We start from the raw sequence: 19,945 nt of genomic DNA on the forward strand, positions 1-19,945 counted from the left end.
CTGCGCTCGGCCTCGCAGACGCTGTCGACGAACCTGAACGTCATCACCACCCGCGAGAGCTTCACCAAGGAGTTCAGCGACGTGCTGGTGGAAGGTGCGAACAAGCTGACGCTGGCCGACCAGAACGAGGAAGGCGCCAAGCTGCTGGCCCTGCAGACGCAGCAGCAGTTGGGCTCCATCGCCCTGTCGCTGGCCAACCAGTCGCAGCAGTCGATCCTGCGGCTGTTCTAAACCGGCGGGTTGGGGTAGGATCGCCCCGGGCGGGCGGCGGCGCGAGCCGCCGCCCGTTTTCTTTGGTGGTGCGGCGCGTGCCGGGCGGTGAGACCCGTGGCGGCGACACGTCGTTCGGCAGGCCCCGGGTAGTCTCTCATGCCTTTGAAGTTCGTCCTTCGTCCCAACGAAAAAGTCATCATCAACGGTGCCGTCATCGGTGCCGGCGATCGGCCGGGCTCTTTCTTCCTCTACAACACCGCCAATTTCCTGCGCGGGCGGGAGGTGTTGAAGGAAGAGCAGATCGACTGCATCGAGAAGAAGCTCTACTTCGTCATACAGCTCATCTACATCTTCCCCGAAGATGCGGAGCTGAACCTGACCCGGTTCGGCGCCATTCTCGATGAAACGCGCGCCGCCCGTCCCGACAGCCTTCGGGACCTGGACGAGATCGAGCGGCTGGTGAGGGCGCAGAACTATTACCGGGCGCTGAAGATCTGCCGGAAGCTGTTCCGGTCCGGCGGGACCGGCGGCATGGCCGCGAGCGGTCCCGATGGCGATGACGGAGGCGACCCGCACACCGATCCGGTGCCGTGACCGGTCCGGAGATCCGGGCCGGTGCCGCGTTCGCCGACGCCGTCGCGCTGCACCGCGCCGGCCGGATGGACGAGGCGGAGGCGCTCTACCGCCGGGCCGTGACGGCCGATCCCGGAAACGCCGAGGCGCTGCACCTCGCGGGCGTGCTCGCCTTCCAGATGAAGCACGCGGAACGGGCGTCGGTGCGCATCACCGCGGCCCTGGCGGCCGACCCGGCCCTTGCGCCGGCGTGGCGCAGCCTGGCCGTGCTGCTGGCCGCGCGCGGTGACGCGCCGGCCGCCGCGGCCCGCTTCCGCCGGGCCGCGACGCTGGACCCCGGCGATGCCGACCTGCACTACGATCTGGCACGATCCCTTCAGGCCATCGGGCGCCACGGCGAGGCGGAGCGCGCCTACACCGCGGCCCTGGCCCTGCGGCCCGATCACATCGACGCCCGCTATCGCCTGGGCATGATCTACGCCGATGCCGGGCAGCCGGACCTGGCGGCTCCGCATCTGGGCGAGGTGGTGGTGCGGGCCCCCGGCCACGCCGCGGCTTGGCGAGCCCTGGCCCTGGCCCTGACCACGCTGCGCCACCCCGACGCCGAATTGGCGCTGCGGCGGGCCCGATCCGACGCGCCGGGTGATCCGGACCTGAACACCCGGCTGGGACACCTGCTGCTGGAAAGCGGGCGCCATGCTGCGGCGGAGCCGGCTCTGCGCACGGCGGCGGCGGCGGCCCCCGACCGGCCGCGGCTGCTGTTCGCCCTGGGCAGCGTGTTGCAGGCGCAAGGAAAGCTTGCCGAAGCGGTTGCCGTCTTCCGCCGCTGCCTGACGCTCGACGGCGGCTACGGTGCGGCCCTCAACAACCTTGGCATCGCCCTGTTCGGGCTGCACCGGCCGGCCGTGGCCGAGGCGGTTCTGCGCCGGGCCCTGGTGTTGCGTCCCGATGACGCCACGGCGCTCAACAATCTCGGAACCGGGCTGGAGGATGCGCGGCACCTCGACGACGCCGGTGTCGCCTACGGCCGTGCCGTGCGCCTGCGTCCGGACCACGCCCGGGCCGTGAACAACCTCGGCAGCATCCATGCCGCGCGCAAGCGGTCGCGGCCGGCCGAAGCGCTGCGCCGCCGGGCGGTGGCCCTGCAACCCGATTTTGCCGATGCCTGGGCCAATCTGGGCCTGATCCACCAGGGGCGGGACCGGCTCGACGCCGCCGAACGGTTGCAGCGCCGCGCCCTGCGCCTGAACCCCGGCCATGTCCAGGCTCTGACCAACCTCGGCCTGGTCATGCAGATTCACGGCCGATTCGAGGAGGCCGAGCGTCTGCACCGCATGGCGGTGACGGTGGAACCGGCCTACGCCGACGCGCTGGCCAACCTCGGTCTGGCCCGATGGTCGCGGACGTCCGCGCCGGACGCCGAAACACCGATGGTGCGCGCCCTGAGGCTGGATGCCGGACAGGCGGTCGCCCGCTTCAACCGCGGTCTGATCCGCCTGTCGCTGGGCGATCTGGAGGCGGGGTGGCGCGACTACCAGTGGCGGTTTCGCAGCCGCGGTTATGTGGATCGCGCCATCGACGCGCCGCTCTGGGACGAGCCCTCCGCGGCGGGGCGTACGCTCCTGGTGTGGCGCGAGCAGGGCGTGGGGGACGAACTGATGTTCGCCTCCTGCTACGCCGACGCGGCGGCCCGGGCCGGGCGCACCGTCATCGAGTGCGACGCCCGGCTGGTGTCCCTGTTTGCCCGCTCGTTTCCGGAGGCGACGGTGCGGCCGGAAAGCGCCGGTGCGGACGGCCGGGAAACGATAATTCTGCCCGACTGCGACGTCCAGGTGCCGGCCGGCCGGCTGCCCATGCTGGTGCGGGAGCGCCTCGGGGACTTCCCGTCCCGGCCGGCTTGGCTGGTGCCCGACCCGGTGCGGCTGGCGGCGTGGCGGGAACGGCTGGCCGCGGCGGGCCCGGGGCTGAAGGTCGGCATCGGCTGGCGCAGCAGCCGTATGACCACGGACCGGCGCCGCGCGTACACCCGGCTGGACCAGTGGGGGCCGCTGTTCGCCATCCCCGGCGTAGTGTACGTCAACCTTCAGTACGATGACTGCGCGGCGGAGATCGCCGATGCCGAGGCGCGCTTCGGCGTGCGCATCCACCGCTGGGCGGACGTGGACCTGAAAGACGACTTCGAGGCGGCGGCGGCGCTGATGGCAAATCTGGACCTGGTGATCTCGCCGGCCATGTCGGCGGGGGAACTGGCCGGGGCGCTGGGGGTGCCGGTGTGGCGCTTCGGGGCGGCGGACTGGACGTGGCTGGGCACCGGGGTGCGGCCGTGGTTCCCCTCCATGCGCGTCTTCGCCCCGCGGCCGGGCGAGGGGCTGGTGGAGGTGCTGGCTCGCATGGCCGCGGAACTGCGCCGCCTGGCCCGCCCGCCGGAATCGCCGCCGCCGCTCCCCCCGCCCGACCCGGCGGCGGTGGCGGAGGCGGTGGCCCTGTACCGCGCCGGCGACGCGGCCGCGGCGGAACGCAGCGTACGCGCGGTGCTGGAGACGCAGCCGGATCACCCCGTCGCCCACCATCTGCTGGCGGTCCTGTTGAAGCGGCGCGGCGACGCGGCGGCGGCGGCGGATCACTTCGGCCGGGCCGCCGCCGGCGACCCCGGCACCGCCGCCGCCCATGCCGGGATGGCGGGTGCCTTGCAGGCGCTGGGACGGCTGCCCGCGGCGGCGGCGGCGGCGGCCAACGCGGTGGCCGCCGAGCCCGACGGGGCCGAGCACTGGCACAACCGCGGCGCCCTGCTGGCGCTGCTGGGCGAGCCGGAGGCCGCGGCATGGTGCGCGCGGCGCGCCGTCCTGCTGAAGCCTTATCTGGCCCCGGCGCACAGCCGGCTCGGCACGCTGGCGGCGGGGCGCGGCGACGCAGCCGCGGCGGCGGCCGGCCACCGCCGGGCCCTGGCCGTTGACCCCGCTCTGGTCGAGGCCCACGTCAACCTCGGCGCAACCCACAACGGGGCCGAGCGGTACGCCGCCGCCGAGGCGAGCCTGCGCCGCGCGCTGGTGCTGGACGACCGCAGCGCCGCCGCATGGACCAACCTGGGCAGCGCCTGCGCCGCCGGCGGCCGGGCGGTGGAGGCCGAAGCCTGCCATCGCCGTGCTCTGGCCCTGGACGGCGCGTCGCCCGACGCCCATGCCAACCTGGGCCACCTGTTGCGCCGGATCGGCCGGGCGGCGGAGGCCGAGGACGCCTATCGCGCGGCCCTGACGCTGGCGCCGCGGCATGCCGGCGCCCATTACAACCTGGCCCACCTGCTGCTGGAGCGCGGGGCGCTGCGCGAGGGCTGGGCCGAGCACGACTGGCGCTTCGCCACCGACCAGTTCCGCGGCCAGGGCCGGCGGCTCGCGGCGCGGCCGTGGCGCGGCGGCAATCTCGCCGCGGCGCGGCTGCTGGTGTGGCGGGAGCAGGGCGTGGGAGACGAGGTGATGTTCGCCTCCTGCTACGCCGACCTGACGGCGCGGGCGCGCGGGGTGGTCATCGAATGCGACCGCCGGCTGGTGTCCCTGTTCGCCCGCTCCTTTCCCGGCGCCACCGTGCGGCCGGTGTCGGCCGATCCGCGGGACGCCGACGCGCAGGTGCCGGCGGGTACGCTGCCGCGCTATCTGCGCGGCGACCTCGCCCGCTTTCCGACCCGCCCGGCCTGGCTGGTTCCGGACCCGGCGCGGGTGGCGGCGTGGCGGGAGCGGCTGACGGCGGCGGGCCCGGGGCTGAAGGTCGGCATCGGCTGGCGCAGCGGTCTGATGACGCAGGAGCGCAGCCGGGCATACATCCGCCTGGACGCGTGGGGGCCACTGTTCGCGGTTCCCGGCGTGGAGTGGGTGAACCTTCAGTACGACGATTGCGCGGCGGAGATCGCCGATGCCGAGGCGCGCTTCGGCGTGCGCATCCACCGCTGGACGGACGTGGACCTGAAGGATGACTTCGAGGCGGCGGCGGCGCTGATGGCAAATCTGGACCTGGTGATCTCGCCGGCCATGTCGGCGGGGGAACTGGCCGGGGCGCTGGGGGTGCCGGTGTGGCGCTTCGGGGCGGCGGACTGGACGTGGCTGGGCACCGGGGTGCGGCCGTGGTTCCCCTCCATGCGCGTCTTCGCCCCCGGGCCGGGCGAGGGGCTGGCCGATGTGCCGGCCCGCATGGCCGCGGCGCTGCGCCGCCTCTCCCACCCGCCGGTGCCGGTTCCTCCCGATGGCGATCCGCAGACCGACCGCATGCTGGAGGAGGCAGCGGAGCACCACCGCCACGGCCGCCGGGACGCCGCGGCTGACCTGTACGCGCGGGTGCTCGACCGGCGTCCCGGTGATCCGGTGGCGCTCCACCTCTCGGGCCTGCTGGCGCACCAGGGAGGGGACCACGGGGGTGCCGTCGACCGCATCACCGCGGCGCTGGCCCGCCGGCCCGACTTCGCGGCGGCCCGGGTCAGCCTCGGCTGTGCCCTGCTGGCCCTTGGCCGCCCGGCGGCGGCGGCGGCCGCTCTGGGCCGCGCCCTGGCGCTGCGGCCGGACGACGCCGCGGCGCTGACCAATCTCGGCAACGCGCTGGAAGCCTGCCACGCGCTGGACGCCGCGGCGCTGTGCCACCACCGGGCGCTGGCGACGGACCCCGGCCTCGCCGCGGCCAGCGACAATCTGGGAGCGGTGCTGCTGCGCCTCGACCGGGCGGCGGAGGCGGAGGTCCTGCATCGGGCGGCCCTGGTTCGCGACCGCGGGCTGGTCGCGGCGTGGGTGAACCTGGGGGTGGCGTTGCGCCGGCTGGGGCGCCGGGAGGGGGCGTTCGCCGCCTGCCGCCGCGCTCTGGCCCTGGCGCCGGATCTCGCCGATGCCCTGGCCAACCTCGGGCGCCTGCACCGGGAGGACCGGCGTGCCGCCGCGGCGGAGCGCTGGTGCGGCCGGGCGCTGACGGTCGATCCGGACCACGCCGCTGCCCACTTCACCCTGGGCATGCTGCGCTTGGCCGCGGGCGATACGGCCGCGGGCTGGGCGGGCTACGACCATCGCTTCCGCGCCCGCGCGCTGGCCGGTGCTGTCCGGCCGATCGATGCGCCGCCGTGGCAGGGCGAGGACCTCACCGGCCGCAGCATCCTGGTGTGGCGCGAGCAGGGGGTCGGTGACGAGATCCTGTTCGCCTCCTGCCTGCCCGACCTGATCGCCCGGGCCGGGCGCGTGGTCGTGGAGTGCGACCCGCGGCTGGTCCCGCTGTTCGCCCGCTCCTTCCCGGCAGCCGACGTGCACGGCGCCGCGACGCACGGCGGCCCGGCGTCCGGGGTGCGGGTGGACTGGCACGCCGCCGCCGGCTCCCTTCCGCGCCGGTTGAGACCGGGGCCGGGGGCTTTCCCCGCCGGAGCCGGCTACCTGCGGCCCGATCCCGGGTGCGTGGCGTCCTGGCGGGATCGCCTGGCCGCGCTGGCGCCGGGCCTGCGCGTCGGCATCGCCTGGCGCAGCGGGCTGATGACGCCGGACCGGCTGGACGCGTACACCGCGCTGGCCGACTGGGGCGCCGTGTTCGCCGTTCCCGGCGTGGTGTTCGTCAGCCTTCAGTACGGGGACTGCGCGGCGGAACTGCGGGCGGCGGAAAAGACGTACGGCGTGTCCGTTCACCGGTGGGACGACCTGGACCTGAAGGACGACCTGGAAGGAGTGGCGGCACTGGTGGCGAACCTGGATCTGGTGCTGACCCCGGCGACCGCGGTCGGCGAACTGGCCGGCGCCCTGGGCGTGCCGGTCTGGCGCTTCGCCGGGGCGGGTGACTGGAGCGCCCTCGGGCAGGCGGTGCGGCCGTGGTTTCCGTCCATGCGCCTGTTCACCCCCGGTCGGGGCGAACCGCTGCCGGCGGCGCTGGTCGCCATGGCCCGCTGCCTGTCGGCCCTCCGGCCATAGCCGTCAACAGACGGGCGATGCGCCGCGGCACGTCTCTCAACTCTTCGCCGGGACGCGCCGCGAACGCGCGCATGGACGGGAACCACGGCCGCACCCCGGTCCCCAGCCACGTCCAATCCCGGACGCCGATCCGCCATACGGGGACCCCCAGCGCGCCCGCCAGTTCGCCGATCGCCATGGACGGCGTCAGCACCAGGTCCAGGTTCGCCACCAGCGCCGCCACCCCTTCCAGGTCGTCCTTCAGGTCCAGGTCCGCCCAGCGGTGGATGCGTACGCCGAACCGGGCTTCGGCGTCGGCGATCTCCGCCGCGCAGTCGCCGTACTGGAGGGTGATCGCCTGCACGCCCGGCACGGCCAGAACGGGCGCCCAGTCCCCCAGGCTGATGTAGGAGCGTTCCCGATGGGCGGTGACCACCTGGCTGCGCCAGGCGATGCCGACGCGCAGGCCGGGGCCGGTGGCCGCCACCCGTTCGCGCCACAGGGCGGCCCGCTCCGGGTCGGGAGCCAGGAAGGCGGGGGCGGCCGGGAAGCGGTCGGGCCGGTCGCGCAGCAGACGGGGCAGGGAGCCGGCAGGGCATTGCACGTCCACGTCGGGCGGGTCGATGGTCTCGCCGCCCCGGGCGTCCACCGTCTCCGCCCGCACCGTGGCGCGGGGAAAGGCGCGGGCGAACAGGGATACGAGCCGGCGGTCGCATTCCAGCACCACCGGCCCGCCGGCCCGCTCCAGGTCGCGGTAGCAGGACGCGAACAGGATCTCGTCGCCCAGCCCCTGTTCGTTCCAGACCAGAAGGCGGCGTCCGGCCAGACGGTTGCCCGTCCACCGCGGCACCGGGATCTGCCGGGCTTTCTGGAGCTGGCGGGCGGAGAAGCGGCGGTCGTACCCGTCCCAGCCCTGCGCCAGGTCGCCGCGGGCCAGGTGCAGCAGCCCGAGGTTCCATCCCGCCAGGGCGAAGCCGGGGTCCACGCGCAGCGCCCGCTCCAGATAGCGGACGCCGTCGCCCGGCCGTTCCAGCACGCGGTCCATGGTGCCGCGGTTGTTCAGGGCGTCGGGCAGGTCCGGCCGCAGGGCGAGCGTGCGGCGGTAGTGCCCGTCGGCGGCGGCGAACCGGCCGCGCTGTTCGTCCACATAGCCCAGATTGGCGTGGGCGGCGGCGTTGTCGGGCTGCAGCCGGATGGCGCGCCGGTGCCAACGCTCCGCGGCGTCCCACGCCCCGCGCCCCTGGACCAGCAGGCCCAGATGGGTCAGCGCGTCGGCGAAGTCCGGACGCTGCGCCACCGCCCGGGCAAAGGCCTCCTGCGCCGCCGCCCGGTCGCCCAGGGCCTGCAGGACGAGGCCGCGGTGGTTCCAGGCCAGCGGGAAGTCGGGTTCCACGCCCAGCGCCTTGTCCAGCCAGGCCAGCGCGTCGGAGTGCAGGCCGGCCTGGTGATAGACCAGCCCCAGAAGGTGCAGGGCGTCGGCATGGTCGCCGCGCAGCCGCAGCACGGCGTGATAGCCGGCCTCCGCATCGGCCAGCCGGCCGGCCCGGTGCGCGGCCATCGCCGCGGTCAGGTGCGCCTCCGCCTGCCCGTCGTCCGCCGCCGTCGGCGGCATGGCCGCAGCGGGCTCCGGCGTACCGTGCCGCGGCGTCCCGGCGAGGCTGCGCAACGCCGTGGCCATGCGGGACAGCACCGCGACCAGCCCTTCACCCGGGCGCGGGGCGAAGACGCGCATGGACGGGAACCACGGCCGCACCCCGGTGCCCAGCCAGGTCCAGTCCGGTGCCCCGAAGCGCCACACCGGCACCCCCAGCGCCCCGGCCAGTTCCCCCGCCGACATGGCCGGCGAGATCACAAGGTCCAGATTCGCCATCAGCGCCGCCGTCGCTTCGAAATCATCCTTCAGGTCCAGGTCCGCCCAACGATGGATGCGCACGCCGAAGCGCGCCTCGGCATCGGTGATCTCCGCCGCGCAGTCATCGTACTGAAGGTTCACCCACTCCACGCCGGGAACCGCGAACAGGGCGCCCCAGTCGGCCAGTGCGGTGTACGCACCGCGCCGTTCCTGCGTCATCAGGCTGCTGCGCCAGCCGATGCCGACCTTCAGCCCCGGCCCCGCCGCGGCCATCCGCTCCCGCCACGCCGCCATCCGCGCCGGGTCCGGCACCAGCCAGGACGGGCGGGCCGGAAAGCGGGCGAGGTTGCCGCGCAGATGGCGCGGCAGGGTGCCCGCCGGCACCTGCGCGTCGGCATCGGGCGGTTCCGCCGGTTCCGCGCCGGCGGCGTCGCAGCGTTCCGCGCGCACGGTAGCGGCCGGGAAGGAGCGGGCCAGCAGCGATACCAGGCGGCGGTCCGCCTCGATGACGACGGCCCCGCCTGTGGCCGCGGACTCCCCATAGCAGGAGGCGAACAGGATCTCGTCGCCCACCCCCTGCTCGCGCCACACCAGCAGGCGGCGGCCGTCCATGGGCTCGCCGCGCCAGCGGGGCAGGGGGATGCGGCGGTCCGGCCGCGCCTCGCCGGCGGCGAAGCGGCGGTCGTATCCGAACCAGCCGCGCGGCAGATCGCCATGGTGCAGCGCCAGAAGGGCCAGGTTGTAGCTGGCGGTGGCGAGGTCCGGCTTGCGGGCCAGGGCCTCCTCGTAGGTTTCGGCGGCCTGTGCCAGCTTGCCCTGGGCCTGGAGGGCGTTGCCCAGGTTGTACAGGGCTTCGGCGAAGTCCGGCCTGTGCTTCAGCGCCAGGCGGTGGCACGCTTCGGCCTGGTCGGGGCGCCCCAGCCGCTTCAGCACGCTGCCCAGGTTGTTGAGCGCGCCCACATGGCCGGGGGCGCGGCGCAGTGCCTCGCGGTAGGCGATCTCCGCCTCCTCGTACGCGGCCTTCTGCTGAAGGGCGGTGCCCAGGTTGTACCAGGCGGTGGCGTCGTCCGGGCGCAGGTGGACGACGGCGCGGTGCTGCGCCACCGATTCGTCCAGCCGGCCGACCGCCGCCAGCGCGTCGCCCAGATTGTTGCGCGCCTCCGCCATGCCCGGCTCCAGGGCCGCGGCGCGGGCGAAGGCGGTCACCGTGCGCGCGGCGTCGCCGGCATCGCGCAACGCGTTGCCACAGTTGTACCACGCCTTGGTGTAGTCGGGGCGCAGGGCGAGCGCGCCGCGGAAGGCGGCCGCCGCCCGGTCCGGCCGTCCCGCCGCGTGCAGGGCATTCCCCAGGTTGAAGCGGGCCGGTGCCGAGTCGGGGCGGAGCGCCAGGGCGCGCCGGTGCGCCGCCACGGCGTCGGCGGGGCGTCCGGCCGCGGCCAGCGCGCTGCCCAGATTGTCGTGGTAGTCGGCGATGTCGCCGGCCTGCGCGATGGCGCGGCCGATGAGTTCGACAGCGGTGGCGGGCTGGCCGGCCTGGATGGCCAGCACACCCAGCAGGTGCAGGGCATCGGCGTGCCGCGGCTGAAGCGCCAGCACGGCGTCGTAGGCGCGGGCGGCGTCCTGCAAACGGCCGGCCCGGTGGTGCGCCACCGCCTCGGCCAGCCGTGCCGACACGTCCCGCGCCGCCCCGCCGCCCCCGTTGCGATCCTCCGCCATGCTTCCGTCCGCCCCTGCCGCACGCCGATCCGTCGTGCGCATGGCAACATGGCCGTGCCATCGCGCGCAAGTGCCGCTACATAGGGACTCCCGCTCCCCCGATGCCGAGGCCAGCGCCCTTGTCCCCACGGCCCACCTCCCTGCGCGCCTCCCCCGCCGATCGGCTGCTGGCCGCCGCGGGGGCCCTCGTCGCCGCCGGGCGGCCGGCTGAGGCGGAGGCGGCGTACCGGCGCGTGGTGGCGCTGGACCCCGCCCACGCCCGTGCCCTGAACGATCTTGCCGGCGTGCTCGATGCGCAGGCGCACCATGGCGCCGCCGTGGCTCTCTACCGGCGGGTGCTGGCGCTTCGGTACGACCACCCGGCGGTGCACTACAATCTGGGATCGGCGCTGCGCCGGGCCGGCCGGCCGGAGGAGGCGGCCGCCCGTCTCCGCCGCGCCCTGGCGCTCGCCCCCGATTACGCCGACGCCCACAACAACCTGGGCAACCTGCTGCGCGACGCCGACGATCCCGCGGCGGCGGTCGCCGCCTACCGGCGGGCCGTGCGCCTGAACGCCGGCTCGGCCCCGGCCCACGAGAATCTGGGCAGCACCCTCTATCTCCTGCATGAGCGCGGTGCGGCGGCGGCGGACGCCGCGGCGCGCATCGCCGCGGACTGGCTCGCGGAGAACCCCGACCAGCCGCTGGCCCGTCACACCGCGGCGGCGCTGACCGGGGCCGGCGGCGAGGCGCGCGCCCCCGACGGCTATGTGCGGGTGCTGTTCGACCGCTTCGCCGGGGAGTTCGAGGACCGGCTGGCCGAACTGGACTACCGTGCCCCGGCCCTGCTGGCGGCCGCGGTGGCGGAGCGGACGGGAGGCGACGGCGACGGCGGGTGGACCGTGCTGGACGCCGGCTGCGGCACCGGCCTGTGCGCACCCTTCCTGCGTCCCCTGGCGCGCCGGCTGGAAGGGGTCGACCTGTCGCCGGGCATGCTGGAGCACGCCCGCGCCCGCGGCCTCTACGACGCCCTGACGGAGGCCGAACTGGAGGCGTTCCTGGCCGGCCGGCCGGCCGCCTTCGACCTGATCGTTGCGGCGGACGTGCTGTGCTACTTCGGCCCCCTGGACACGGTGCTGGCCCGCGCCGCGGCGGCCCTGATGCCCGGTGGTCTGCTGGCCTTCACGGTGGAGCGTCTGGCCGACGGTGCGGCGGCGGGGGACGGCCCCGGTCACCGCCTCAACCCGAATGGCCGCTATGCCCACGCCGAGGCCCATGTGGACGGCGCGCTGGCGGCGGCCCGCCTGGTCGACCCTCGCATGACTCGTGCCGTCCTGCGTCATGAAGGCGGCCACCCCGTCGAGGGGCTGGTGGTTACCGCCCGCCGCCGGACCTGAGGAAGCACCGGAAAACACCGACGATCAGAATACCGACACTTCTTTTATGCCTATTACGAAAGAAGCGATAATCGGAATCGCTGCGTCGTGAATCGCGGGCAAGCACTCGTGCGCCAATTCGGGCCGTCTGCTGAATCCGGGTGAATCAACGCGTGCTCTGCAATCGTGAACAAAACCTTTACGGAGCCGTGGATTCGCGGTAAACTGGCCTTTGATTGCTCCAGACCGGACCGACGGATATGTACGTGGCCAATGCCGCATACGCCGTGCCTTCGGCAGCGGCCTTCCCGGCGGCTCGCGGCGGCTTCCCCGTCGGCGAACGCCCGGACGGCCGCGTCCTTCCCAAGGACGGCGCTTCGGAGCCTCAGCGCACCACCGGCGTGCCGGGCGCGGAGGAGGAACCGATCGTCGGCCGGTATCCGGTCATCGCCTTCTCCTTCAACGCCGACGCATCCAAGCTCGTCCTTCTCTATCGTGACCCGGCCACCGGCGATACGCTGTCGCAGATTCCCTCCGAGGTTGCGCTGAAGCAGTACGAAGAGGCGCAGCGCAAGGAGCGGGATGCCCGCAATCCCAATCTGCGCCTGGTGGTCGGCGGCCCCGAACAGGGTTCCGGCGAACCCGGCCGACCGTCCGGGCGCCGCACGGAATCCGGTGTGTCCACAAGCCCGACTGCCGCAGGTGCGCCCCCTCCGGGTACGGGCGGAGCGACGGCCGCCCCGTCGCCCGCTGTGGCGACCTCGCCCGTCCCCGGCGCGACGTCGTCCCCGGTGTCCTCACCGGGCGGGAATGGCGGCCGTGTGGATCTGGTGATCTGAACGGAGTTTCCGTCCCATGTCCGTCGATCCCGCCGCCTCATCCGTCACCGGTGCCGCCGTGGCCATGCGTCAGGCGTTCGGGCAGATGAATTTCGGCATCACCGCCCTGAACCAGACGGCGCGCCAGCAGCAGGACGCGGTAACCGCTCTGCTCGGCGGTTCCACCGATGCGGGGGCTACGGGAGGACCGGCGTCCGACGGCACGGTGACCGAGACCCGCGGCCGGAACCTCAACATCGTGGTTTGATACCGGCGGCTTCCGGAGGATGCCGCCGGTATCGCCGTGTCCACGGGGCCGTCAGCTATCCTTTGGCTTCAGCGTGTCGCTCACCGGCTGGACCGGGTTCTGCTCCTGGTGCTGCATCTGCGGCTGGGGCTGTTCGGCGGGCTGCTGCACCGGCTGCTGCGCCTGCGGCTGCGGGGCGGGCTGGCGCGGCTTGCGGCCGGCCTTGACGTCCTCGTACACGGCCTTGGTGATGCCCAGCAGCTCGTCCTTCGACAGCCGGCCGATCAGCGCATAGGCCAAGCCGCCTTCCACCCAGTAGAAGGTGGCGACGTCGCCGTTCTGGGCGAAGCTGAACGACGCCTCCTGCCCCGCCGGCGGCTGGCCGACGAACAGGGTGATCCGCTTGCTCTGGTCGTTGCGGTACATGTACTGGGCGCCCGGCCCGGTCTCGGTGGGCAGGGAGCGGCCGCCGATCAGGCGGTATCCGGCACCGGACAGGTCGGGCCCGAAGATGGAGCGGCCGACGCGGTGGGACAGCCAACTGTCCAGCGCCCCCTGATCCTCGGCCCCCATCTCCACCTGGAACCGCTCGTCGGCGGTGTAGAACCGATGGGCCTTGGCGGCCTCGGCGGCGAAGGTCTGCAGGGTCGGCCGGTCGGGCGCCGGTGCGGGTGCCTTTGCGACCTCCACCGGGACCATGGCGCCGTGACCCAGATAACCGCCGGCGGCGCCGACCACCAGCAGCATGACCGCAGCGGCGACGCGGACCAAGGGGCGGGCGTGCCAGGTCGGAACATTGTCGTTGCCGGCGAAGCGACCTTTGAGCTGCTGGGTCAGGTCGTTGACGCCGCGCGGCGGTTCTTCGCGCAGGACGCTGTCGAACATCTCGTGCAGCAGGGCCGCCTGGGCGCGGTAGTCCTCCACCCGGCGGGCCGCCTCGGCGTCCTCGGCCAGCCACCGTTCGACCGCCAGGCGCCGGTCGCCGTCCAGGCGTCCGTCCACGTAGGCGTGCAGTTCCTCGTCCTTCACCCTGTGCGCGTCCATCACTTCACCCTTCGCAGGGCCACCGATCCGTCGTTGGCCAGCTTCGCCCGTACGGCGTCACGCGCCCGTGACAGGCGCGACATCACCGTGCCGATGGGGACGCCGAGCGTTGCGGCGACCTCCTCGTATTTCAGGCCTTCCAGCGCCACCAGCAGCAGAACCTGCCGCTGTTCGTCGGGCAGTTGGTCGAGGGCACGCATCATATCGCGCACCTCGACCCGTTCCTCCTGCCGGGCCGGGGTGACCAGGCGGGACTCGACGGCCTCGACCGGCACCTCGTCCGGCCGGGCGGCGCGGGCGCGGACCTGATTGACATGGACGTTGTGCAGGATGGTGAACAGCCACGCCCGCAGGTTCGTCCCCGCCTTGAAGGTGTCCGCCCGTGCCACGGCACGGGTCAACGCCTCCTGCACCAGGTCCTCGGCGTCCGTACGATTGCGCAGCAAGGCACGCGCGTAGCGGCGGAGCGACGCGATGTGGACTTCCAGCTCGACCCCGAATTTGCTCAACCGCGCACCCGATCGGTTCAGGCGATCCGCCGCCGAAGCGGACGGCTCACCCGCAGGTAGGAAGACGCGGCGTTCGTTCCGGGTTGCCGGAGATCCCGTACCGTCGGCCGGGAACCGGTGTCACCCCGACGAACGCGCGTCATCCACGTTTATTCCAGACCTTGGTGCCCGTGCAGCAAAATTTCGGCGAAATCGTGGTGCGGCGGGTTGGCATACCGAAAATTGCCTCATCTCGCCGCAAAAGGGGGGCGCCGATGGGGGCGCCCCCGGAGGTGCTCAGTCTTGCGCGGTCTCGTCGCCCGGCTCCATGGGCGTGATGCGCCAGACCGCGCCGTTCTCCTGGTCGATGGCCACGTACACGGCACCATCCGGCCCCTCGGCCACGTCGCGGATGCGCGCGCTGAGGGGAATGCGCTCCGCCTCGCTCGGGGTGTCGCCGTCGAAGGTCAGCCGCACCACCGTGTTGCCGCTCAACCCGCCGATCAGGGCGCTGCCCTGCCATTCGGGGAAGCGGTCGCCCCGGTAGAAGGCCATGCCCGATGGCGAGATCACCGGCGTCCAGATCAGGGCCGACTGCGCGAACTCCGGCCGGGTGGACGGATCGGCGATCGCGCGCCCGTCGTAGTGGCGGCCGGAACTGACGATCGGCCAGCCGAAGTTCTGACCGGCTTCGGGCTTGTTCAACTCGTCACCCCCCATTGGCCCCATCTCGGCCACCCAGAGCGCGCCGGTTTCGGGATGGATGCCGGCCGACTGGATGTTGCGGTGCCCGTACGACCAGATGGCGTCGTGGGCGTCCGCATCGCCGACAAAGGGATTGTCCTCGGGAATCGAGCCGTCGCGGGCGAGGCGTACGATGGCGCCCAGCGTGTTGGTGCGGTCCTGGGCGGGATCGAACAGGAAGCGTTCGGCCAGCGTCAGGTACAGGTGCCCGTCGTCGGTGAAGACGATGCGGTTGCCGAAGTGCTTGGTTCCTTCCACCTTCTCCTGGCGGAAGATGACCTCGAAGTTCTCGATGCGGTCATCGGCCAGTGTGCCGCGGCCCAGCGTCGTGCCCGCGGTGCCGCCCTCGCCCTGTTCGGCGTAGGACAGGTAGACGTACCGGTTCTCGTCGAAGTCGGGGGCGATGGCAACGTCCAGCAGGCCGCCCTGGTCTTGGGCGAACACCTCGGGCGTGCCCTCCAGCGGGTCGGACAGCCCGCCGTCGCCATCCAGGATGCGCAGCCGGCCCGGCCGCTCCGTCACCAGCGCCCGGCCGTCGGGCAGGAAGGCAATGGCCCACGGGTGCTCCAACCCGTCGGCGAAGACCTCCACCTGAATGGGGCCGGCCATGGTCTCGATGCTGTCGGCTCCGTCGGGCAGGCCGGACGTATCCTGCGCGCCCGCCGGGGCGGCGAGGGCAAAGGCGGCCAGAACGGCGGCGACGGATGCGGTGCGTTTGCAGCGCATGGCGGTCCTCCTTGGCAGGGCCGGACGCCGGTCAGGCGAAGCCGGCCGGGTTGGGGTGTGGACGGATGCGTTCCGACCAACAGGACCGCGCAGGATGCGTTGCGAAGGGAATGCGAAGCGGGCCGGGGGCACCGGCACCGGCATTATCCCTGCTCGCCGCCGCGGGCACGGGATGTCGAGGTGCTCCTCCGCCTTGGCCGTGTCGAAACAGGGGCACCGGCGGCGGCCGGGTCCGTACCTCGGGTGTTCGACGAGGTCTTCGTCGATCTTCGGGACGACGAGGATGGGGCCGGTGGGGGCGTTCCATGACGATGCGCGGCGCCATGTCGGGCGCCCACATCAAGACACCGGGCAGGCGGACCGTCGGTACCGGCACACTGACGCGCGACGCGACATGGCCACGGCCTTCGTCATCGACGAGGCGTACCTTCGCCTGCCCGGCCGGGCATGGCCGATCCTGAGCCTCACCCGGGTCCATCCGGAGGGCGACGACGACACCCGGGCGCGATCGGTCGCGCGAAACGCCTGATGGTCAGAAGATGGTCAGAATGTGCGGCACACGCCTGGCGGTCGAGGTCGGCGGTCGTAGTGCCATCCCGGGAGGTCACGACGCGGAGTTGACCGGCCTCTCCGGTTTGTGAGAGCGGCGCCGTCCCGGTGAAGGCTTTGCGCTGCCGACAGCGGCGCGGCGACGGAACCGGTTGTGCCCCTCTCTCTCCCCCGCCCGGAGGCGGGGGAGAGAGACGTCAGCGCGGAACGGGAAACCTTACACCACTTCCCCGTGGGCCTTGGCGTAGCCCAGCGACTTCAGGGCCTCGGCGATCTCCGGCAGGATGGCGGGATCATCGATGGTCGCCGGCATCTTGTACTCCTGGTCGTCGGCGATCTTCTGCATGGTGCCGCGCAGGATCTTGCCGGAGCGCGTCTTGGGCAGGCGGTCGACCACCAGCGCCCGCTTGAAGTCGGCGACCGGGCCGATCTGCTCGCGCACCAGGGCCACGACCTCCTTCACGATGTCCTCGTGGGGGCGGGTGACGCCGGCCTTCAGGCACACGAAGCCCAGCGGGACCTGGCCCTTGAGCTGGTCGGCGACGCCGATGACCGCGCATTCCGCCACGTCGGGGTGGGAGGACAGCACCTCCTCCATGGCACCCGTCGACAGGCGGTGGCCGGCGACGTTGATGATGTCGTCGGTGCGGGCCATGATGTAGACGTAACCGTCGTCGTCGATGAAGCCCGCGTCACCGGTCTGGTAATAGCCGGGATACTCGGTCAGGTAGGACTTCTTGTAGCGCTCGTCGGCGTTCCACAGGGTGGGCAGGGTGCCGGGAGGCAGCGGCAGCTTGACGCAGATGGCGCCGATGTCGCCGCGCGGCACCTCCTTGTTCTCGGCGTTCAGGATCTGCACGTTCCAGCCCGGCATGGGCCGGGTGGCGGAGCCGTACTTGATGGGGAACAGGTGCACGCCCAGCGGGTTGCCGGAGATCGCCCAGCCCGTCTCGGTCTGCCACCAGTGGTCGATGACGGGGACGTTCAGATTGTCCTCCGCCCAGTGCAGCGTGTCGGGGTCCGACCGCTCGCCCGCCAGGAACAGGGCGCGCAGGCAGGACAGGTCGTAGTTCTTCAGCAGCGCGGCGTTGGGGTCCTCGCGCTTGATGGCGCGGAAGGCCGTGGGGGCGGTGAACAGGGTACCGACCTTGTGCTGCTGGATCACCCGCCAGAAGGTGCCGGCGTCGGGCGTGCCGACCGGCTTGCCCTCGAACACCAGGGTGGTGTTGCCGTTCAGCAGCGGGCCATAGACGATGTAGGAGTGGCCGACCACCCAGCCCACGTCGGACGCCGCCCAGTACACCTCGCCGGGCTGGACGTTGTAGATGTTCCTCATCGTCCACGTCAGCGCCACGGCGTGGCCGCCGTTGTCGCGCACCACGCCCTTGGGCTGGCCGGTCGTGCCGGAGGTGTAGAGGATGTACAGCGGGTCGGTCGCCTCGACCGGCACGCACTCGGCCGGCTGGGCGCTGGCCACCGCCTCGTTCCAGTCGACGTCGCGCCCGGACACCAGGGCCGCCTGCTCCTGCGGGCGCTGGTAGACGATGCAGCGCTCCGGCTTGTGGGTGGCCTGATCGATGGCGGCGTCCAGCATCGGCTTGTACTTGACGATGCGGTTGGGCTCGATGCCGCAGGAGGCGGAGACGATGACGCGCGGCTTGGCGTCGTCGATGCGGGTCGCCAGCTCGTGCGGGGCGAAGCCGCCGAACACCACGGAGTGCACCGCGCCCAGCCGGGCGCACGCCAGCATGGCCACCAGCGACTGCGGGATCATCGGCATGTAGAGGATGACGCGGTCGCCCTTCTCCACGCCCAGCCGGCGCAGCGCCCCGGCGAAGTGGGACACCTGGTCCTTCAACTCGGCATAGGTGATGGTCTGGACGGTGCCGGTCACCGGGCTGTCGTAGATGATGGCCGCCTGGCCGCCGCGCCCCGCCTCCACATGGCGGTCGACCGCGTTGTAGCAGGTGTTGAGGACGCCGCCGCGGAACCAGCGGTAGAAGGGCGGGTTGCTGTCGTCCAGGACCGTGTCCCAGCGCTTGATCCAGGTGATCTCCTCCGCGGCCTCACCCCAGAATCCCTCGGGGTCGTCGAGCGAACGGGCGTGGATCGCATCGAACGTGGCGGCTGACGTCTGACTCATCGGGGCGTCCCTTTGTTTTCGTTTGGTGCGGATTCCTCCGTCCGCCGCGCAACGATCCGTCGCATGGCGGCGTGCTAATCTGCGACAATCCGCGCGCTGATTGCAAACGGCAACACGGATGGTGCGGCGGGTCGTCGCAGGGAACGCCTCGGGAACCGCCGGGCCGCCGGCGGCGTTGCCGTCGGGCCGGAGCCGTTCCGGCGAGAGATCCCTTGCGATCGGGGAGGTCCATGACCGAGTGGCTGGTGCAGGTGCTGCACTCGATGCACTACGTCGGCATATTCCTGCTGCTGGTGCTCGCCCGTGTGATCCCGCCCATCCCGGCCGAGAGCGTCATTCCCCTGGCCGGTCTGGCGGCGGCAAAAGGGGATTACAGCCTGATGGGGATCGCGCTGGCCGGGGGGCTGGGATCGCTGGCCGGGCAGTTCGTCTGGTACGCTCCCGCCCGCTTCGCGTCGCGCGAGCGGCTGCACGGTTTCCTGGAGCGCCACGGACACTGGCTGACGATCCGGCCCGACAAGGTGCAGCAGGCCACCCGCTGGTTCGAGCGCCACGGCGGCATCGCCGTATTCTTCTGCCAGCCGATCCCCGGGCTGCGCACCCTGATCTCCATCCCCGCCGGCGCCTGCCGCATGCCGGTGTGGCATTACGCGCTGGCCTCGGCCGCGGGGTCGGTGCTGTGGACGCTGGTGCTGGCGTGGGCCGGTTACACGCTGGCGACCTGGCCGGCGGCGGTCGATTGGGTCGCCTACGCCACGGCCGCCCTGGTGGTGGGGCTGGTCGGCGCCTACGTCGTGCGCCTCGTCCGGTTCTTCTGCTCCCGCGGGCGCGCCCGGCAGGGGACGGGCGGCGGCGCAGCCGCCCTTCAGCCCATCGCCGCCGCGACCATGCCGGTGAACCCCGTGGTCAGCGCCCACAGTCCGAAGCCGCCCAGCGCCAGCCCGGTGCAGTGATTGAGCAGGCTGAGCCGCTGGTGGGAGATGCGGTGGCGCACCGCGGCCACGCCCATCGACAGGGCCAGCCACCAGCTTGCCGAGCCGATGAAGACACCCAGCACGATGGTGGCCGCGTCGAAGCTGCCGAGGTCGGCGCCCAGCCCGAAGCCGGCGAAGATGGCGATGAAGGCCAGGATGGTGGCGGGGTTGGTCAGGGTCAGCGACAGGCCGGTCAGGAAGCCGCCCAGGGCGGTCCGGCTGTCCGGTGCGGCGGCGGCCTCGCGCTCCTCCGCCTGCGGCTGCTGGCGGAAGGTGCGCACCGCCACCACCAGCAGGAACACGCCGCCGACGATGCGGAACATCAATTCGTGGCCGGTCAGGAAATCCAGCGCGGCCGACACGCCGAACGCGGCGATGGCGCCGTAGAAGGTGTCGGCGATGGCCGCCCCCATGCCGGTGGCGAACCCCATGAACGGCCCGTGTTCCAGCGTCCGGCGGATGCACAGAAGACCGATGGGGCCGACGGGCGCAGCGATGGCGATGCCCAGAACGATTCCCTGCAGCAGCACCACCAGTTCATGCACGGTTGTCCGCCTCCCGGATGCGTCGTTCAATCCCGGCCCGCGGACCGGCGGCCGGGCGCCC

The 19,945-nt window shown here is 72.8% G+C and carries 14 protein-coding genes; 8 read left to right on the plus strand and 6 right to left on the minus strand.

The features are described from left to right. From G472_RS34450 to G472_RS40650, 3 genes are all read left to right on the plus strand, one after another. Positions 1 to 231: flagellin (locus G472_RS34450; RefSeq protein ID WP_035693182.1), on the plus strand; the 231-nt coding region annotated here is incomplete at its 5' end. Between the two features lie 138 nt (positions 232 to 369). Next, on the plus strand, positions 370 to 807 hold the full coding sequence (locus G472_RS34455) for a flagellar biosynthesis repressor FlbT (RefSeq protein ID WP_051341060.1): 438 nt from the start codon (positions 370 to 372) through the stop codon (positions 805 to 807). Further along, positions 804 to 6,704, plus strand: a complete 5,901-nt coding sequence (locus G472_RS40650; protein WP_156927186.1) for a tetratricopeptide repeat protein — start codon at positions 804 to 806, stop codon at positions 6,702 to 6,704. Before G472_RS34455 ends, G472_RS40650 begins: the two co-directional genes overlap by 4 nt. On the opposite strand, the gene G472_RS40655 is transcribed toward G472_RS40650, so the two are convergent. Then, positions 6,628 to 10,251 carry a tetratricopeptide repeat protein gene (locus G472_RS40655; protein ID WP_084536795.1) on the minus strand — a complete coding sequence of 1,208 codons (3,624 nt, stop codon included), beginning with the start codon at positions 10,249 to 10,251 and terminating at the stop codon, positions 6,628 to 6,630. The genes G472_RS40650 and G472_RS40655 overlap by 77 nt on opposite strands. 119 nt (positions 10,252 to 10,370) lie before the next feature. Between G472_RS40655 and G472_RS34470 the strand changes: the two genes are divergently transcribed. The 3 genes from G472_RS34470 to G472_RS0119950 all read left to right on the plus strand — a co-directional run bounded on the left by G472_RS34470 (position 10,371) and on the right by G472_RS0119950 (position 12,692). Next, positions 10,371 to 11,627 carry a class I SAM-dependent DNA methyltransferase gene (locus G472_RS34470; RefSeq protein ID WP_035693185.1) on the plus strand — a complete coding sequence of 419 codons (1,257 nt, stop codon included), beginning with the start codon at positions 10,371 to 10,373 and terminating at the stop codon, positions 11,625 to 11,627. Between the two features lie 245 nt (positions 11,628 to 11,872). Then, on the plus strand, positions 11,873 to 12,445 hold the full coding sequence (locus G472_RS0119945) for a hypothetical protein (RefSeq protein WP_156927187.1): 573 nt from the start codon (positions 11,873 to 11,875) through the stop codon (positions 12,443 to 12,445). A 16-nt stretch (positions 12,446 to 12,461) separates the two neighbouring features. Beyond that, on the plus strand, positions 12,462 to 12,692 hold the full coding sequence (locus G472_RS0119950) for a hypothetical protein (protein ID WP_029009786.1): 231 nt from the start codon (positions 12,462 to 12,464) through the stop codon (positions 12,690 to 12,692). 51 nt (positions 12,693 to 12,743) lie between these two features. Here the strand turns inward: G472_RS0119950 and G472_RS0119955 are convergent, their stop codons facing one another. The 3 genes from G472_RS0119955 to G472_RS0119965 all read right to left on the minus strand — a co-directional run bounded on the left by G472_RS0119955 (position 12,744) and on the right by G472_RS0119965 (position 15,673). Then, positions 12,744 to 13,715, minus strand: a complete 972-nt coding sequence (locus G472_RS0119955) for an anti-sigma factor family protein (RefSeq protein ID WP_029009787.1) — start codon at positions 13,713 to 13,715, stop codon at positions 12,744 to 12,746. Then, positions 13,715 to 14,224 (minus strand): sigma-70 family RNA polymerase sigma factor, encoded by a 510-nt coding sequence (locus G472_RS0119960; protein ID WP_029009788.1) that lies wholly within the window; start codon positions 14,222 to 14,224, stop codon positions 13,715 to 13,717. Before G472_RS0119960 ends, G472_RS0119955 begins: the two co-directional genes overlap by 1 nt. A 276-nt stretch (positions 14,225 to 14,500) precedes the next feature. Continuing rightward, positions 14,501 to 15,673 (minus strand): PQQ-dependent sugar dehydrogenase, encoded by a 1,173-nt coding sequence (locus G472_RS0119965; RefSeq protein WP_029009789.1) that lies wholly within the window; start codon positions 15,671 to 15,673, stop codon positions 14,501 to 14,503. A gap of 394 nt (positions 15,674 to 16,067) precedes the next feature. Here G472_RS0119965 and G472_RS40660 point away from each other — a divergent pair, with 394 nt between their 5' ends. Further along, positions 16,068 to 16,202, plus strand: a complete 135-nt coding sequence (locus G472_RS40660) for a hypothetical protein (RefSeq protein ID WP_281173357.1) — start codon at positions 16,068 to 16,070, stop codon at positions 16,200 to 16,202. A gap of 237 nt (positions 16,203 to 16,439) precedes the next feature. On the opposite strand, the gene G472_RS0119975 is transcribed toward G472_RS40660, so the two are convergent. Next, the gene (locus G472_RS0119975; RefSeq protein WP_029009790.1) at positions 16,440 to 18,365 is read right to left on the minus strand and encodes a propionyl-CoA synthetase; all 1,926 of its coding nucleotides are present in this window, start codon (positions 18,363 to 18,365) and stop codon (positions 16,440 to 16,442) included. A gap of 230 nt (positions 18,366 to 18,595) precedes the next feature. Between G472_RS0119975 and G472_RS34475 the strand changes: the two genes are divergently transcribed. After that, positions 18,596 to 19,318: a DedA family protein gene (locus G472_RS34475; RefSeq protein WP_051341062.1), complete on the plus strand. Its 723-nt coding sequence runs from the start codon at positions 18,596 to 18,598 to the stop codon at positions 19,316 to 19,318. Here the strand turns inward: G472_RS34475 and G472_RS0119985 are convergent. Then, on the minus strand, positions 19,231 to 19,884 hold the full coding sequence (locus G472_RS0119985) for a LysE/ArgO family amino acid transporter (RefSeq protein ID WP_035693188.1): 654 nt from the start codon (positions 19,882 to 19,884) through the stop codon (positions 19,231 to 19,233). The genes G472_RS34475 and G472_RS0119985 overlap by 88 nt on opposite strands. Positions 19,885 to 19,945: the final 61 nt, after the last annotated feature.

This window comes from Azospirillum halopraeferens DSM 3675 (assembly GCF_000429625.1).
Classification (GTDB): domain Bacteria; phylum Pseudomonadota; class Alphaproteobacteria; order Azospirillales; family Azospirillaceae; genus Azospirillum; species Azospirillum halopraeferens.